At 72.2% G+C, this 15,952-nt stretch carries 13 protein-coding genes and 1 pseudogene; 4 read left to right on the forward strand and 10 right to left on the reverse strand.

From position 1 onward, the window contains the following. Positions 1-562 precede the first annotated feature (562 nt). Complete coding sequence (locus AB0J02_RS29590; RefSeq protein WP_363196853.1) at positions 563-1,258, reverse strand: TetR/AcrR family transcriptional regulator C-terminal domain-containing protein; 696 nt, start codon at positions 1,256-1,258, stop codon at positions 563-565. 69 nt (positions 1,259-1,327) lie between these two features. On the opposite strand from AB0J02_RS29590, the gene AB0J02_RS29595 reads away from it, so the two are divergent. Continuing rightward, on the forward strand, positions 1,328-2,797 hold the full coding sequence (locus tag AB0J02_RS29595; protein WP_363196854.1) for an FAD-dependent monooxygenase: 1,470 nt from the start codon (positions 1,328-1,330) through the stop codon (positions 2,795-2,797). 64 nt (positions 2,798-2,861) lie between these two features. Here the strand turns inward: AB0J02_RS29595 and leuE are convergent, their stop codons facing one another. Continuing rightward, positions 2,862-3,521 (reverse strand): leucine efflux protein LeuE, encoded by a 660-nt coding sequence (gene leuE, locus AB0J02_RS29600; RefSeq protein WP_363196855.1) that lies wholly within the window; start codon positions 3,519-3,521, stop codon positions 2,862-2,864. A 65-nt stretch (positions 3,522-3,586) separates the two neighbouring features. Continuing rightward, entirely contained in the window at positions 3,587-5,167 is a 1,581-nt protein-coding gene (locus AB0J02_RS29605; RefSeq protein WP_363196856.1) for a methylmalonyl-CoA mutase family protein, read from the reverse strand. 321 nt (positions 5,168-5,488) lie between these two features. Here AB0J02_RS29605 and AB0J02_RS29610 point away from each other — a divergent pair, with 321 nt between their 5' ends. Continuing rightward, positions 5,489-6,376 (forward strand): L,D-transpeptidase family protein, encoded by an 888-nt coding sequence (locus AB0J02_RS29610; protein WP_363196857.1) that lies wholly within the window; start codon positions 5,489-5,491, stop codon positions 6,374-6,376. A gap of 246 nt (positions 6,377-6,622) precedes the next feature. Here AB0J02_RS29610 and AB0J02_RS29615 read toward each other — a convergent pair whose 3' ends face one another. The 4 genes from AB0J02_RS29615 to AB0J02_RS29630 all read right to left on the reverse strand — a co-directional run bounded on the left by AB0J02_RS29615 (position 6,623) and on the right by AB0J02_RS29630 (position 9,673). After that, the gene (locus AB0J02_RS29615) at positions 6,623-7,753 is read right to left on the reverse strand and encodes a hypothetical protein (protein ID WP_363196858.1); all 1,131 of its coding nucleotides are present in this window, start codon (positions 7,751-7,753) and stop codon (positions 6,623-6,625) included. After that, positions 7,753-8,415: an RNA polymerase sigma factor gene (locus AB0J02_RS29620; protein WP_363196859.1), complete on the reverse strand. Its 663-nt coding sequence runs from the start codon at positions 8,413-8,415 to the stop codon at positions 7,753-7,755. Before AB0J02_RS29620 ends, AB0J02_RS29615 begins: the two co-directional genes overlap by 1 nt. A gap of 344 nt (positions 8,416-8,759) precedes the next feature. Next, complete coding sequence (locus tag AB0J02_RS29625) at positions 8,760-8,996, reverse strand: hypothetical protein (protein ID WP_363196860.1); 237 nt, start codon at positions 8,994-8,996, stop codon at positions 8,760-8,762. Further along, entirely contained in the window at positions 8,993-9,673 is a 681-nt protein-coding gene (locus tag AB0J02_RS29630) for an RNA polymerase sigma factor (protein ID WP_363196861.1), read from the reverse strand. The genes AB0J02_RS29625 and AB0J02_RS29630 overlap by 4 nt, the downstream gene beginning before the upstream one ends. Positions 9,674-9,944: 271 nt before the next feature. Between AB0J02_RS29630 and AB0J02_RS29635 the strand changes: the two genes are divergently transcribed. Together AB0J02_RS29635 and AB0J02_RS29640 are read left to right on the forward strand one after the other, a co-directional pair. Next, positions 9,945-12,596: an N-acetylmuramoyl-L-alanine amidase gene (locus AB0J02_RS29635; protein WP_363196862.1), complete on the forward strand. Its 2,652-nt coding sequence runs from the start codon at positions 9,945-9,947 to the stop codon at positions 12,594-12,596. A 291-nt stretch (positions 12,597-12,887) separates the two neighbouring features. Continuing rightward, positions 12,888-13,715, forward strand: a pseudogene (locus AB0J02_RS29640) (FAD-dependent monooxygenase); the annotation flags it as partial. A gap of 30 nt (positions 13,716-13,745) precedes the next feature. Here the strand turns inward: AB0J02_RS29640 and AB0J02_RS29645 are convergent. The 3 genes from AB0J02_RS29645 to AB0J02_RS29655 all read right to left on the reverse strand — a co-directional run bounded on the left by AB0J02_RS29645 (position 13,746) and on the right by AB0J02_RS29655 (position 15,847). Then, entirely contained in the window at positions 13,746-14,306 is a 561-nt protein-coding gene (locus AB0J02_RS29645) for a hypothetical protein (RefSeq protein ID WP_363196863.1), read from the reverse strand. Between the two features lie 90 nt (positions 14,307-14,396). Beyond that, the gene (locus AB0J02_RS29650) at positions 14,397-14,909 is read right to left on the reverse strand and encodes a hypothetical protein (protein WP_363196864.1); all 513 of its coding nucleotides are present in this window, start codon (positions 14,907-14,909) and stop codon (positions 14,397-14,399) included. Positions 14,910-14,992: 83 nt separating this feature from the next. Further along, positions 14,993-15,847 (reverse strand): DUF4328 domain-containing protein, encoded by an 855-nt coding sequence (locus AB0J02_RS29655; protein WP_363196865.1) that lies wholly within the window; start codon positions 15,845-15,847, stop codon positions 14,993-14,995. Between the last annotated feature and the right edge of the window lie 105 nt (positions 15,848-15,952).

Raw genomic sequence — 15,952 nt, forward strand, 5'->3', positions numbered from 1 at the left:
GAGGCCCCCTTGCCCGGACGGCCCGGCAAGGGGGCCTCGGCGGTCGGCCGCCGGACCAAGCGGCCGTCGTGGTCCCGATGTCGGTACGCGCCACCTTGATCTCCGACGTGTCGTGCCCCCACGTCACGAAGAACTTCCCGGGCACGTACTCGTCGGCCATCGCATACGTGTCCCGGCCCGCACCTGTCCCGGCGTCGGTGACGGGAGGACCGTCCGCGAAGAACCGGCCTTCTCCCCATGGTCCGCCCGGCCGCTTGACCTTGCAGTTGAGGATCTGCCGGTCGGCAGCCGTGTTGCAGACGGCCGGGCCGCTGCCGTCCTCGGACCTTGTGAAACAGCCCTTGACGTCGTGGCTCGGCAGGTTCGCGTCCAGGGTGAACGGTGACCGGGTTCGCCCGCCGTCATCGCTTGCGGCCGACAGTGCAGAAGTCGGACCTGCGCGTCACCACGACGGCGTTGACCGGCAGGCCGTTGCCGCCCGTCGCCGAGGCCCACGCAACCAGACCCCGCACCGCCGACGGCACGCTCGTCCGACCGGGGCAGCAGATCGACGGCCCGCGCCTCAGCGCACCCCGTAACGCGCCTCGATCCCCGCCACGATCAACCGCAGCCCCTCCTCGAACCGCTCGTCGTACGCCGCGAACAGCTGCCCGCCCGCGGCGGCGGCGAGCGGGTAGTCGGCGAGCATCTCGGCGCGTTCCTGTACGTCGTAGCCGGGGTGCCGCTCGTCGGGCAGCGGCTGCACGCCCTGCTCCTCCGTGACGAAGCCGAGCGTGTACAGGTACGCGGTGGCGCTGGCCCACGCGGCCTGGTCCGGGGTGAATCCGGCGTCGATGAGGAAGCGCAGGTTCGCCTCCATCTCGGGCCCGTGGTCGGTCCCGGTGAAACGTGATCCGCTGAAGACCTTCGCGCCGTCGCGGTAGCGCAGAAGCGTGCCGCGCAGCTGCCGGTTGCCGTGCACCAGCCACTCCTGCCAGGCGCCGGAGGGCTCGTAGCCGACCTCTCGTCCGGCCTTCGTCATCCGCCGGAACATCACCGTCGCCATCTCGTCGAGCAGCGCCTGCTTGTTCTTGAAGTGCCAGTACAGGGCGGGTGCCTGCACGTTCAGCTCCTTGGCGATGGCACGCAGCGTCAGCCCTTCGAGACCTACGTCGTTCAGCAGGTCGAGCGCGGTGTCGGCGACGTACGCCTTGTCGAGCTTGACCTTCTTCGGCTCGTTGGTGCGCTTCGGCTCTTTCGGGTTCCTCTGCTCAGCCACGCTTGACAGTTTAACGCCGTTAAGGTCATGCTCGAACCAGCGAACTTAACGACGTTAAGGAGTGGCGACATGGCGACGCCGACGGATGTACTGATCGTGGGCGCGGGCCCGACCGGCCTGGTCCTGGCCACGGACCTGGCCCGGCGCGGGGTGCGGGCGATGCTGGTCGAGCGGGCGGAGAGCCTCTTCCCCGGCTCGCGCGGCAAGGGGCTGCAGCCGCGCACGCAGGAGGTGCTGTACGACCTCGGGGTGCTGGACGCGGTCTACGCGGCGGGCACCGGGTACCCGACGATGCTGGCCTGGGAGGGCGCCGAGCCGGGCGAGGAGTGGGACATGCTCAAGCGCTCCGAGCCGACGGAGCAGGTGCCCTTCGCGAACGGCTGGCTGATACCGCAGGCCCGCACGCAAGAGGTGCTGTACGCGCGGCTGCGGGAGCTGGGCGGCGAGGTCCGCTTCGGTGTGGGTCTGAGCGGCCTGGAGCAGGACGCCGAGGGGGTGACGGCGACGTTCGAGGACGGTTCGACGGTGCGCGCCGGGTATGTGGTGGCGGCGGACGGCGGCCGGTCCACCGTGCGCAGGGCGCTCGGCATCGCCATGACCGGCGAGACCGTCGACGCAAAGCCGATGCTGGTGGCGGACGTGCGGATCACGCCGGACGCGCCGGTCCCGGACACGCACTGGCACGTGTGGCCGAACGCGCCGGAAGGCGGCGTGGCGTTCTGCCCGCTGCCGTCGGACGACGGCCGCCTCTTCCAGCTGGCCGCGCAGTACGCGGACGAGACGGCGGTCCCCGACACCTCACCGGCCGGAGTGAGCAAACTTCTCGCGACCCGTACGCCCCTCCTGGAGGAGCACATCGCCGAGGTGGTCTGGGCCTCGGACTTCCGGGCGCGCGCGGCGCTGGCGGACCGCTTCCGCGAGGGCCGGGTCTTCCTGGCGGGCGACGCGGCGCACGTCCACTCCCCCGCGGGCGGCCAGGGCCTGAACACGAGCGTGCAGGACGCCTACAACTTGTCGTGGAAGCTGGCGGCGGTCCTGTCCGGCGCACCGGAGGTGCTCCTGGACACCTACGAGGAGGAGCGGTTGCCGATCGCGGCGGACATCCTCGGTATCAGCACCCGCATCCACCGCGCCGGTGTGGTGGGCCGGGCCGTGCAGCGCGGTGACGAGGTGCGTCAACTGGGCATCGGGTACCGGGAGTCGACGCTGACCCGGGAGACCCGGGCGGACCTCCCGGAGGAGGCGCTGCGGGCCGGCGACCGGGCCCCGGACGGACGACGCGGCGGGACCCGGCTCTTCGACATCTTCCGGGGCCCGCACTGGACCCTGCTCGCCGTGGGGACGGAGGCCGAACTCCCGCACCTGGAGGGCGAGTTCATACGGGCGGCGCGCTTCCCGGCGTACGAGGCATACGGCTCAGGGGTGTTCCTGGTGCGGCCGGACGGTTATGTGGCGTGGGCCGGGGAGAGCGCGGAGGGAGCCGTGGAGTACCTGGCAGAGATAGGGGCCGGGGTGGAGGCCGGCCCCGGGGTGCGGTGAGGTCAGCCGCCCTCCAAGGCACCGGAGCCTCCCGCCCCGCCGGACGCCACCCCGAGAAGCAGGCCTACACGCTGGCCAGCGACAGCTTCACCGCGAACCCGAGGAACAGCACCCCGGCAGCCGAGGTCGCACCGGCCGACAGCCGCTTGCGGCGCCGGAAGGCGGCGGAGAGCCTGGTGCCGCTGAAGATCAGGGCCGACAGGTACAGCACGCTCGCGATCTGCGCGAAGGCGCCGAGCACGACGAAGGAGATGGCGGGATAGGCGTAGGAGCGGTCGACGAACTGCACGAAGAAGGCGATGAAGAAGAGGATCGCCTTCGGGTTGAGGAGGCTGATCACGAAGGCCCGGCGGAAGGGCCGCTCCTGCGGTGAGGGGGCCTCGGCGAGGCCGGCCTCGGCGGCGGCGATCCGCTCACGGCGGGTCCGCCACATCGACCAGGCGGCCCGCAGCATGCCCACCGCGAGCCAGGTCAGATAGCCGGCTCCGGCGTACTTCACGATTCCGAACAGCACGGCGTTGGCCTGCAGAAGGGAGGCGACACCGGCTGCGGACAGCGTCATGAGGACGGTGTCGCCGCACCAGACACCGGCAGCCGCCTTGTATCCGGTGCGTATGCCGCGACGGGCGGCGACGGAGAGCACGTACAGCGAGTTCGGCCCCGGGAGGAGGACGATGAGGACGGTACCCGCGAGATAGGTCGGAAGATCGATGACACCCAGCATGAGCGGAGTGTCGCACAGCCGCCCGACCCTCCGCCCAGGGGTTTCATGTGCCGGAAGATCGCTGGTCAGAACCGGTCGGAGGGGACGTAGGTGCCCCACACCTCGCGCAGCGCGTCGCAGACCTCGCCGACGGTGGCGCGGGCGCGCAGGGCGTCCTTCATCGGGTAGAGGACGTTGCCGTCACCCTCGGCGGTCTTCTTCAGAGCGGCGAGGGCGAGGTCGACGGCGGACTGGTCCCGTTCGGCGCGCAGTGTGGCGAGGCGTTCGGCCTGCTGGGCCTCGATGGCGGGATCCACGCGGAGCGGCTCGTAGGGCTCTTCGGCGTCGAGCTGGTAGCGGTTGACGCCGACCACGACGCGGTCACCGGCGTCGGTCTCCTGGGCGATGCGGTAGGCGGAGCGTTCGATCTCGCCCTTCTGGAAGCCGTGCTCGATCGCGGTCACGGCGCCGCCCAGGTCCTCGACGCGTTCCATGAGGGCGAGGGCGGCGGCCTCCACGTCGTCGGTCATCTTCTCCACGACGTAGGACCCGGCGAACGGGTCGACGGTGGCGGTCACATCGGTCTCGTAGGCGAGGACTTGTTGGGTGCGCAGGGCCAGACGCGCGCTCTTGTCGGTGGGCAGGGCGATCGCTTCGTCGAAGGAGTTCGTGTGCAGCGACTGGGTGCCACCGAGGACGGCGGCCAGGCCCTGGACAGCGACGCGGACCAGGTTCACCTCCGGCTGCTGGGCGGTCAGCTGCACGCCCGCGGTCTGGGTGTGGAAGCGCAGCATCAGCGACTTGGGGTTCTTCGCGCCGAACTCCTCGCGCATCACGCGGGCCCAGATCCGCCGGGCCGCACGGAACTTGGCGACCTCTTCGAGGATCGTGGTGCGGGCCACGAAGAAGAACGACAGGCGCGGCGCGAAGTCGTCCACGTCCATCCCGGCGGCGACCGCGGTGCGTACGTACTCGATGCCGTCGGCGAGAGTGAAGGCGATCTCCTGCGCGGGCGTGGCCCCGGCCTCGGCCATGTGGTAGCCGGAGATCGAGATGGTGTTCCACTTCGGGATCTCGGCCCGGCAGTACTTGAAGATGTCCGCGATCAGCCGCAGGGAGGGCTTGGGCGGGAAGATGTAGGTGCCGCGGGCGATGTACTCCTTGAGCACGTCGTTCTGGATCGTGCCGGTCAGCTGGTCCGCCGGGACGCCCTGCTCCTCGCCGACCAGTTGGTACATCAGCAGCAGCAGCGCGGCCGGCGCGTTGATCGTCATCGACGTGGAGACCTTGTCCAGCGGAATCCCGCCGAACAGCACCCGCATGTCGTCGATCGAGTCGATGGCGACACCGACCTTGCCGACCTCGCCCGAGGCGATCGGCGCATCGGAGTCGTGGCCCATCTGGGTCGGCAGGTCGAAGGCGACGGACAGGCCCATCGTGCCGTTCGCGATCAGCTGCTTGTAGCGGGCGTTGGACTCGGTGGCCGTGCCGAAGCCCGCGTACTGGCGCATCGTCCACGGGCGGCCCGTGTACATCGACGGATACACACCACGGGTGTAGGGATAGGCGCCCGGTTCCCCCAGCTTCCCCTCCGGATCCCAGCCCTCCAGTGCCGACGGGCCGTACACCGGCTCGATGGGCAGACCCGACTCGGATTCGCGCGCCATGGTTGTGCCTCCAGCGATCTGCCGACTGATCGTGTCGGTGCCTACGATTTACGACTGTTTACAACTATTCAGGACTGTTCAGTGCCGTTCATGGCTGCTTACGACTGTGCTTGCGGTGCCCGCCCGTTACCCGCCAGTAGCCGGCGCCTCCGCGACGGACTGTAGCGGCGGGCGCGCGGGCGTTGGAGAGGGCCACGCTGGGACCTTGCTCACAGCCTTGCCCCGGAGATGTACCCGCTCTCCGGCCCTTGTTCGCAACCATCCCGGCGCGGGCAGCATCTGTGGTGACAAGAGGGATCGGCGCGGCAGGCGGGGGACGTCATGCGGACAGCTGTCATACGGAGAACACTCGCCGCCACCGGGGTACTGGCCCTGGTCGGCGGCTGCACGGCGCAGGCGGTCGGCCCGGGTGGCAGCGGCACGCACTCGTCGCCGCCGGTCGCGCCCTCGGCACCCTCCGCGTCGGGCCCGGCCACGGCTCCGGGCGACGCCAAGCCGTCCGGCCCGGCCCGCCCGTCCGCCCCATCCGGTCCCTCCGGGGCCTCCGGTCCGTCCAGGGCACCGGCGGCTCCCGCTCCCCGGACCCTGTTCACCCCCGGTGACGAGGGCAAGCAGGTGCGCGAGTTGCAGGCGCGGCTGCGTCAGGTGGCCTGGCTCTTCGACGGACCGACAGGGACATACGGCGCCTCGACGACCGACGCGGTCAGGGGATTCCAGGGCAAGCGCGGCCTGCCGCGCACCGGCACCACCGACACCGTCACCTGGCAGCGGCTGCTGAACATGACGCATGAGCCGACCCGCGACGAGCTGTACGCGTCGGGCGGGCAGCCGGCGGCGAAGCCCGATCCGCGCTGTCTGACCGGACGCGTGCTCTGCATCAGCAAGACGAGCCGGACGGTGTCGTGGATGGTGGACGGCAAGCGGCTGATGACGACGGACGTGCGGTTCGGTTCGCAGTACACGCCCACCCGCGAGGGCGTCTTCCACGTGTACTGGAAGTCCCGCCACCACGTCTCGACGATCTATCACACGCCCATGCCCTACGCGATGTTCTTCAGCGGCGGCCAGGCCGTGCACTACTCGTCGGACTTCGCGGCCCGCGGCTACAGCGGCGCCTCGCACGGCTGTGTGAACGTTCGGGACGAGGGGAAGATCGCGAGCCTGTTCGCCCAGGTCCGTGACGGCGACAAGGTCGTCATCTACTGGTGAGGGCGGTCCGCCCGCCGGCCTCGTGAAGATGAGGAGCTGAGACGGCGTGGGTGGGACCGGGGGAACCCGCCCCACCCACGCCAGTGGCACTGAGCCGAAGGTACGGGGGGAACCCCGGCTCGTGCACGGCCGATGACCAGTCGGCTCACTCAGTACTGCGTCCGGTCCTCAAAAAATGTCACACCCGTCGCGGAACTCTTTTGATGAGTCGTGTCCGCGCAGGTCAGGACGGAGATCAGAGCCGCGCTAGGAGGCGGCGGGGGAGGGCGCGGCCGTCGCCGTCGGCAGTTCGGGCGAGGCGCTGTAGGACAGATTCGGCGAGGGAGTGGGGGTGGGCGCGATCGGGTGGTAACCGGCGTTCTCTCCGTCGCCACTGCCGCTGTTGCCACTGCCCGCGTCGTCGTCCTCGTCGCCGTCCTGGCCGTCGCCGCGGCCGTCCGAGCCGCCCTTTCCACCCGATCCGTTCGATCCGCCGCCGAGCTCGAATTCGGAGGAGCCGCCGGAGGAGCCGAGCACGCGGTCGCAGAACCGGCCGATGTCCGCGGCGCTGCGGCCGTACCTCTTCGCGGAGTCGCGCAGCCGCCGCCGTTCGTCGGCGCCGAGCTCCCCGCCGCGGTACCTGAGGCAGGCCTCGATCAGGCGGCGGCGCACACCCTCGGACGCGTTGCCGTTGCGCGTGGCGTCGGGGTCGGGCGTGCGGGTCGAGTCCTTGCTCTCGGGTCTCTCCGGGCGGTTCCCGTTGTTCCCCGCGCTCGGCGAACCGGCGCCGTCGGGCGAAGCCGAGCCGTCGGGCACCACCTCGTCGCGGTCCGTGTCGTCCGGCGGGGGCGAGGCGAGCGGCTGGTCGGGGCTGGCCATGCCGGAGACGGAGGCGGCCGGCGCCGGATCACCGTTGCCGCCGAACGGCGAGGGCAGCACTCCGGTCCCGGCCCCGACGGCGACCCCGCCGGCCATGCACGCGGCGAGCGCGGCGGCCAGCCCGAACCGCACCGGCCGTCCCCAGCGCGGGCCGCCCACGGCGCCGCGCCCCGGCTCGGCCCCTCCCAGCGCTCCGGTTGCGCCGATCCGGTGCGGCCCGGGGCCGATGGAGCGACCAGAGCGCCCGGCACGGTCGGTGCGGGCGGTGACCGTCCCGGAACGGTCGACGGCGTCGTCCACGGCGGAGACGGCGCCGGCCTCACGGAACGCCTTCAACGCCGCGTCCTCGCCCGGGAGTTCACCATCGGGTCCGGCCGGAAGCGCGGTCAGTGCGTCGAACGTGGAGACGAGCCGCCGGGCCCGCCGGATGTCGTCGTCGGTGACGGCCCGCAAGGGCTCCCCGCGCAGCAGGCGCTCCGCCGCGTCGCGGTCCAGCCACGTGTCGTGCTCGTCGGCCATCACATGTCCTTCTGCGTCCGCGTACGCGAATGCGTCACACCGGCGGACGTCACCGGGCGGCTGCTCGGCTGCCTCGGATGCGGTACGGCGTCGAGGGAGAAGGAGGTCTTCGGGTCCGCGCCGAGGAGCTCGGCCAGCCGCTTCAGACCGCGGTGCGCGGCGGTGCGGACGGCCCCCGGCCGCTTGCCGAGGGTCAGCGCGGCGCTCTTCGCGTCGAGGCCGACGACGACGCGGAGCACGACGGCCTCGGCCTGGTCCCGCGGGAGTTGGGAGATCAGGTGCATCGCGGTGCCGGTGGCGAGGGACTCCAGCGCCTCGTCGGCGGTGTCGGAGAGTGCGGGTCTGCCGGTGAGTTCGGTCTCGTCGCCGCCGACGGCGGGCCGGCGGCCCCGCATGCGTATGTGGTCGAGGGCGCGGTTGCGGGCGACCCGGGCGGCCCAGCCGCGGAACCGGTCGGCGTCGCCCTCGAATCGGGTGAGGTCGCGGGCTATCTGCAGCCAGGCCTCGGAGGCGACGTCCTCGGCGTCCGGATCGCCGACGAGCGTGCGTATGTATCCGAGCAGGCGCGGGTGCACGGCGCGGTACACAGTCCGGAACGCGGTCTCGTCCCCGTCCTGCGCCGCAAGCACCGCGGCGGTCAGCTCCGCGTCGTCCCCCAGCACTCCCAGTACCTGCCTGCCCCGGCCGTGAAAGCCCCTGTGCCCCGTAGGGACCTGTGCCCCGATATGTAGAGGGACCTGTGCCCCGTATGTAGGTGTGCGCCCCCGGCGCGAATCAGCACGCTACGGCCTGAAACACCCCCACGTCCATGTTTGTACAACAGGCAACTAGCGGGTCGCCCAGTGGGGTGTGACACAAAACGCACCCCCGGCGCTGAAGAGAGTACGGGCCGCTCGCGACCCGTACCGCGCGGCGGCCGGGGTCTCTCCTGTGGGGGGTGGCGACCTCGGCCGTCCCGTATGTCCGGCCCTGTTTCATGGCTGAAATCCCGCCCCTGGGTGGGCAGTTATCGCGCTTCGGCCGCCGGCCGCACGGATCGGCGCGCCCGTCGCTCACTGGGACGCCAGTCGTCGGAGCGGCGAGGCGGCACGGCCGGCGTCCCCGCGTCCCGCGCGGCACGGAACGCGGCCAGCGCCCGCAGCTCCCCGCCCTCACCCCCGCCCCCGTCTTCGTCCCGCGCGCCGGGACGGACAGCGGCGGCGAGCAACTCGCCGAGGGAAACGGACCCCGGACCGTCCGTCATGGCGACTCCCCCAGCGTGCGCGGCCCGTCATCCGTAACGCCGTCGCCCGCGCCGCCTACGCCACCCGCATCGCCTGCACTACGCGCATCGCCCGGTCGTTCGACGCCGAGCTGTCGCGCGAGCCGCTTCAGCCCCCGGTACGCCGCCGTACGCACCGCACCGGGCCGCTTGCCGAGGATGCGTGCGGCGGCGGGTCCGTCGAGGCCGACGACGACCCGCAGCAGCACCGCCTCGCGCTGGTCGCGCGGGAGGGCGGCGAGGAGGGCGAGGGCGCGTTCGGTGGAGAGGGTCTCGAAGGCCTGCTCGGCGGTGTTCTGTGCCGCGGGCAGGTCGAGCACGTCCCGCTCCAGCGCGGAGGGCCGTGGGCGGGCTTTTTGACGGCGCAGCAGATCGAGCGCGCGATGCCGGGCGATCGCCGCGGTCCAGCCGCGGAACCCGGCCCCGTCTCCCCGGAAGCGGCCCAGATCCCGGGCTATCTCCAGCCAGGCCTCGGCGGCGACGTCCTCCGCCTCGTCCCCGACGAGCCCGCGCAGATAGCCGAGCAGCCCCGGCTGCACCATCCGGTAGGCCACGGCGAAGGCCACCTCGTCGCCGGCCTGGGCCCGTGCCACGGCCGCGCTCAGCTCCCCGTCCCGCGCCTGCTCGCGCGCACGCCGGGGGTGCTCTCCTTGGCCCAACCGCTTCCTACCGCTTCCCTCTTCGCCCTCGTCGCCCTCTGCGCGCGACTTCGAGGACGCCCACGAGCTCCCACGATGAACTGCGCCCCCACCCACAGAAACGTCACAGTCGCCCCGGCAGCCACTCCGCGCCCTGCTCGTGTGACTCGCGACACAGCTGTGCAACGTGCGACCGTCCTCATTGGTCTTGCGCTGTAGAGGACGTCTACGTATCTGGACATCTACCCGCGGAGCGCGGGGCTTTTGTGAACTTCTGCAAGGGGTGGGGGATTTGAGCCCGCGACATTCGCGCGGTAACCAACAGAACGCGAGCAATTCGCACGCGTACAAGCCGCTGAGTCTGAAGCGCAGAGCATGGATCACAGTCGGCGCGGTCGTGCTCGGCGGTGCCGGGGCGGCGACGTACGCCATGGCCGCCGACACGGTCGTCCCGGCCAAGACCGCCGAGCACCGGGCCGCGGCGGTCCACACGGTGAAGATGCAGACGAAGGGCGACCGCAAGGTCGTGCCGCAGAAGTCGACCGGGACCTTCAGTGCCGTGTCGGTGACGTGGAAGGACCCCGCAGCCGAGATCGACGGCACGGCGCAGTTCCGCGCGCGCGACGCCGACAGCGGCGCCTGGGGCGGCTGGACGACCCTGCCCAAGGAGACGAACGACGCCGACGGCGCCGAGCGCGAGCGCTCCGCGATCCGCGGGGGCACCGCGTCGGTGCCGGTCGAGGACGTCGCGGACGGCGTCGAGGTCCGGGTGGTCGCCAAGGACGGCAGCGCCTCGGACCTGCCCGCCGGCATGGACGTCAAGCTGATCGACCCCGGCACCGGGCCCACCGCGGCGGACCTCGCCCGGCCGGCCGCGTACAGCGAGGACACCGCCACCCCGGCGGGCACCCCGACGGCGACGGGCACCACGCCCGCGGCCACCGGCACCCCCACCCCCGCAGCGACGCCGACGCCGACCCCGAGCGAGACGGTCCCGACCGCCCCTCCGTCGACGGTCGTCAAGCCGGCGATCATCCCGCAGTCGGTGTGGGGCCCGGGCCTCGCGCACGACGGAACTCCCTCGTACGACACGGAGATCAAGGCCGCCGTCGTCCACCACACCGGTGTCGACGCGGACAACCAGTTCCCCTGCTCCCAGTCGGCCGAGCGCCTGCGCCAGATCCAGCAGGACCACGTGTCCAAGGGCTATTACGACCTCGGCTACAACTTCGTCGTCGACCGCTGCGGCCAGATATTCGAGGGCCGTACCGGCGGCATGGACCTGCCGGTGCACGGCGCCCACGACTACGGCTTCAACACGGACACCGTCGGCATCTCCTACATCGGCAACTTCGAGACGGCGAAGCCCACCAAGGCCGCGCTCGACGCGATCGCCCGCGTCGTGGCCTGGAAGTTCGGCCAGTACGGCATCGCGCCGACCGGCAACGTCACGCTGACGTCCAACGGTGACCTGAACGTCGACGGCAACAAGGTCGCCCTGGGCAAGACGATCACCCTGCCCCGCGTCTTCGGCCACAAGGACACCAACGCCACGTTGTGCCCCGGCGCGAACCTGTACCCGAAGCTGTCCCGCGTCCGCACCCTCGCCGCGACGCCGGGCATCTCGCACGCCCTGGCCTCCCAGAACCTCGTCGGCGACGCCACCGCGGACATCGTGACCGGCGTGCCCAAGGGCGCGAGCGGCGGCCAGGTCGTCGTCGTCCCGGGCGCCTCGGCCGGTCCGACCGCCACCGGCAAGAAGGTCATCTCGCAGGCCGGGGAGGTGCCCGGTGCGGCCGAGACCGGCGACGAGTTCGGTGCCTCCACCGCGACCGGTGACGTCAACGGCGACGGCTACACCGACCTCGTGGTCGGCCAGCCCGGCGAGGACGACGGCTCGGGCCACGCGGACCGCGGCGCGGCCACCGTCCTGTACGGGCCGGGCTTCACCACCGGCTTCGGCATCAACATGGACGCGAGCTACGACCTGGCCGGTGCCCGGTTCGGCTCGGCCGTGGCCGTCGGCGACTTCAACGCGGACGGCACGGCCGACGTGTTCGCCGCCTCCACCGGCCTCGGCGGCACCTGGATGGCCCGTTACGGCGACGGCTGGGACAGCGACTCGACCGTCACGAGCACCGAGAAGAACCTGGCCTACGCGGACGCGGCGTCCGGCGACTTCAACCAGGACGGCTACGCGGACGTCGCCCTCAACTACCGCGACTCCACCGGCATCGGCCGCGTCACCTGGTACAAGGGCGGCGCGGGCGGCCTGCGCAAGGCGGCGACGCTGACCGTCAAGGGCGGCCGCTCCATCGGCGCCGGCGACATCAACGGTGACGGCGTCGACGACATCGCCATCGGCCAGCCCTACACCGCCGAGTCCGGCGCGACCGCCGGCGGCCAGGTCACCTTCGTCAAGGGCGTGGCCGGCACCGGTCTGACCGCGACGGGCGCCAAGTCCGTCAGCCAGTCCACGTCCGGGGTGCCGGGCGCCGCCGAGTCCGGCGACGCGATGGGCTGGTCGGTCGCGGTCGGCGACTACAACCTCGACGGTTACGCGGACGTCCTGACCGGCGCTCCGAACGAGGACATCACCCGTACCTCGAACCGTTCCAACGCGGGCACGTCGCTCCTCCTGAAGGGCACGTCGACCGGGCTGACCGGCACCGGCGCGATCGCCATCTCGCAGGACACCGAGGGCATCCCCGGCTCCACCGAGACCGACGACAACCTCGGCACGGCGGTCGCCCTCGGCGACTTCTCCGGCTTCGGCCGCGCCGACCTGGTCATCGGCACGGCGGGCGAGGACGCGGGCAACGGCACCCTGATGTACGTGCCGAGCAACAGCTCCGGTCCTGGTCTGACCTCGACCAAGACCTTCAACAACACCACGCTGGGCACCAAGGCGGGCGCCCGCCTGGGCACCAACCTGGCTCCGTAGCACCTTAGTTGCGTACAGGAGGGCCGTGGGGGCCGTTCAGTCCCCCACGGCCCTTTCCACTGCGTCGAACACCTCGCCGATCATCACCCGGTGGCCCGCGACGACGTCCTCGGCCGCCTCCCCGGCCAGCTGCCGTCCCGCGGCCCGCGCGTACAGCGTCCGCCATCCGGCGACCGTGAGCGCCGCGGCCAGCTGCGGGCTCGTGGTCCCGGCCCGCTCGAACAGCGGCACCAGCGCGTCCTCGATCTCCTCCAGGGCCTCCCTCGCCCGCGCCCGCAGCGCGGGCCCGCCGGTGTCTACGCGCACGGCCCGATACCCGGCCGCATCCTCACGGTCGAGTTCGAGGGCCCGCCCGACGACCGCCGGGCCCCGGTCACGGCAGAGGAGCTGACGGCCGGCATCCGCAAGGTCAGCGGCGCCGACGTCACCACCGTCACGTCCGTCCGCTCCGCGACCCGCTTCACCGACAACGCCCGCCAGGCCACCGCCTACCGCAAGGGCCGCGTGCTGCTCGCGGGCGACGCGGCGCACGTCCACTCACCGTTCGGCGGGCAGGGCCTCGACCTCGGCCTGGGCGACGCCATGAACCTCGGCCGGAAGCCGGCGGCGACCGTCCGCGGCACGGCGCCCGCCGGACTCCTCGACACCTACACCGCCGAGCGCCACCCGATCGGCGCCTGGGTCCTTGAATGGACCCGCGCGCAGATCGCCGTCATGCGGCCCGACAGCCAGGCCCGCGCGCCGCGCACGGTCGTCACGGACCTGACGCGCACCGTCGCCGGCACGACGCACTTCGTGAAGAGGATCTCGGGCGTCGGGCAGCGCTACGACCTGCCCGGCGCGGTCGATCACCCGCTGGCCGGCCGCAGCGCCCCGGACCTCGAACTCGCCGGCCGCGCCCTGCTCCTCGACCTGACCGACTCCCGGGACGTCAGGGAGTGCGCGGCGGGATACGGCGCCGACCGCCTGCTCGCCCGTACGACGACGAACGCGACGCACCCGAAACGGGCGGCCCTGTTCGTCCGCCCCGACGGCTACGTGGCCTGGGCAGCGGACGCCGGCGGACCGGACGACGGCCTCAAGGAGTCGCTGGCCCGCTGGCTCGGCCGCCCCGCGTGAAGCGGTAGCCCCCTCAGGGCAGCCGCATCGTCACGTCCCGCTGCGGGCCCGCCGCGACATCACGGCCCGCAGCACCCGGCGGCCTTCCGTCGACACGTCGAGGGCCTCGCGCAGACCGCCCCCGCCACCGCCGAGCGCGTGCAGAGTCCGTGTCTGGCGCTGCAGTTCGGCCGCGATCAGCGGGGACATCCGCACCGTGTCCCCCTCCCGCAGGGCCGCCACACCGGCCGTCCGGTCCCCGGCCCCGGCCCCGGGCAGCAGCCGGTGCGCCTGCAGCGCGGCCACCGAGCACAGGTCGGCCCACTCGCGCCAAGCGTCGGAGACCCACTTGTCCGGCGCCGTCTCCAGCATCCGGCGCGCCCACTGCGCGGCCTCTCCCACCGCGACGCCGTCGCACAGCGCGTCCCGCGCCTCCGTGATCCGCTCGTCCCAGCCCACGCCGTCCTCGGCGAGGCACGTCCACAGCGGGCGCAGCGCCTCGTCGTGGGCCGGGTCGGCGCCGAGCAGCGGCACACACCGGTCGAGACAGCCGAGGGCGCTCGCGGCGAGCGTCCGCTCGTCGGCCCGCGCGATCGATTCCACCAGATTCATGGACGTACGCCTCCCCCACCCCGAGCCGCCACTTCCCCGTGAGGCTACGTGGCTTACTGCGCCACGACACCCACAAACGTCACATCTCCTTCACCGCGTCACCACACCGAGGCGGTCCAGGAACCGGAAGAACAGCTCCTCGGCCGACGGCTCCGCCGCCGCCCGCAGCACATCGGTGAGCGGCTGCGGCACCACCGTCCGCCCTCCCTCCGCGGCCCACTCGACCGCCCGGTCCGCGGCGTCCGACGCCGCCAGGAAGTAGTCCTCCAGCGAGCGCTCGTCCCCGCCGATGAACGCGGTCATCGCGGTGCGCCCCAGGCACGTCGTCCACGCCCCGCTGCGCGGCGCCGCCGCCTCGACGACGGCGCAGCGGCTGTCCATGACGTACGCGAACAGGGCCGGCGAACCGGTCTCCGCGGCGAGGGAGTTCATGCTGCCCACGTCCCGCGGCGGCTCGTCGCCGCCGCCGGGGCACTCCCACACCTGCCACTGTCCGGCCCGCTCCTCCAGCAGCGTCAGCTCGTCGCGCACACCGCTCAAGGTCTCCAGCTCCTTCAGCGGGCGCTCGCTTCTGGCCACCACGTAATAGCCCCAGTAGCCCATGTCCGTGCCCCCGTCCCGGTGTTCTTCGCGGCTCGGGCCGAATACACCACAGCAGTACGCGCTTTCGCCACCAGAAACGCGAACTACGCGGTGACCGCGGCCGGCCGGAGGCCGACCGACACCTTCCGGTTCTGCAGACGGGTCAGGGAGCGGACGAAGATGATCGCGGCGACGGCGCTGACGATGTCGAGCGCGTCACCGGCGATCGCCCCCGTCATCGCCGACTTGACCTCGCCAAGGGTCCCGGGGTCGTCGTGGAGGCGGCTGACGAACCGCCCCACGAGCTGGTTCGTCAGCCAGAGGAACCACCACAGGTCGATCACTCCCGACCACCCCTGCTTGCGGGACAGCTCCAGGCCGTCGGCGCTCGAGTGCCAGGTGTCGAGCGCGATCCGGCGCGGGAACCAGAGGGAGACGACCGGCACGAGGAAACCGAGGACCACCCACGAGCGCGCCTTGCTCTGCCCGGACGGCTCGAAGACCTCGGCGTTGTCGCGCACGCGCAGGAACCAGGCGATGAAACCGATCGCGGTGACCACCAGCGCGATCACCTGGGCCTGGCCCGCGAGGGCGTACAGGTCGTCGAGGCGCTCCGCCTTCCCCGGGTCGTACCCGGACCAGTCGCCGTCCGCCAGGCCGGCCGCGAACCGGTACTCGGCGAACCCGGCCGCGATGGCGCCCAGATCGATCGCGATGACGAGGCCGAGCAGCGCGACGGCGACCGCGGCATGCCGGTTCGGCGACTTCAGCAACGCCCACCGGGCCATCGGGTCGTACGGCGCGGAAGGCACCCGTGGCGGCAACGGCGGCTCCGCGACCCCGGCCTGCTCCGTGCTGCCCGGCGCCGCCGTCAGCGTCCCGAACGCCTCGTCCGCGCAGCGCGCGCACAGCCCGTCCTCGACCAGCGCGTTGTTCTTCCCGCATCTTTTGCACAGCACGGCCGCGCACCCTCCCCAGGGAACCACCGCGAGTGTTGCGGCCCCCCGGCCGCGCGGCCAGCGGAACATACGGCCCGCAGGCCCCCGCTGTCCACACGTCTTCGC

This window comes from Streptomyces sp. NPDC050264 (assembly GCF_040655895.1).
Lineage (GTDB): Bacteria > Actinomycetota > Actinomycetes > Streptomycetales > Streptomycetaceae > Streptomyces.

Bases quoted from the DNA above. Each gene is read 5' to 3' on its own strand.
- AB0J02_RS29595 (WP_363196854.1), top strand. From the start codon at position 1,328: ATGGCGACGCCGACGGATGTACTGATCGTGGGCGCGGGCCCGACCGGC.
- leuE (WP_363196855.1), bottom strand. From the start codon at position 3,521: ATGCTGGGTGTCATCGATCTTCCGACCTATCTCGCGGGTACCGTCCTC.
- AB0J02_RS29605 (WP_363196856.1), bottom strand. From the start codon at position 5,167: ATGGCGCGCGAATCCGAGTCGGGTCTGCCCATCGAGCCGGTGTACGGC.
- AB0J02_RS29610 (WP_363196857.1), top strand. From the start codon at position 5,489: ATGCGGACAGCTGTCATACGGAGAACACTCGCCGCCACCGGGGTACTG.
- AB0J02_RS29615 (WP_363196858.1), bottom strand. From the start codon at position 7,753: ATGGCCGACGAGCACGACACGTGGCTGGACCGCGACGCGGCGGAGCGC.
- AB0J02_RS29625 (WP_363196860.1), bottom strand. From the start codon at position 8,996: ATGACGGACGGTCCGGGGTCCGTTTCCCTCGGCGAGTTGCTCGCCGCC.
- AB0J02_RS29645 (WP_363196863.1), bottom strand. From the start codon at position 14,306: ATGAATCTGGTGGAATCGATCGCGCGGGCCGACGAGCGGACGCTCGCC.
- AB0J02_RS29650 (WP_363196864.1), bottom strand. From the start codon at position 14,909: ATGGGCTACTGGGGCTATTACGTGGTGGCCAGAAGCGAGCGCCCGCTG.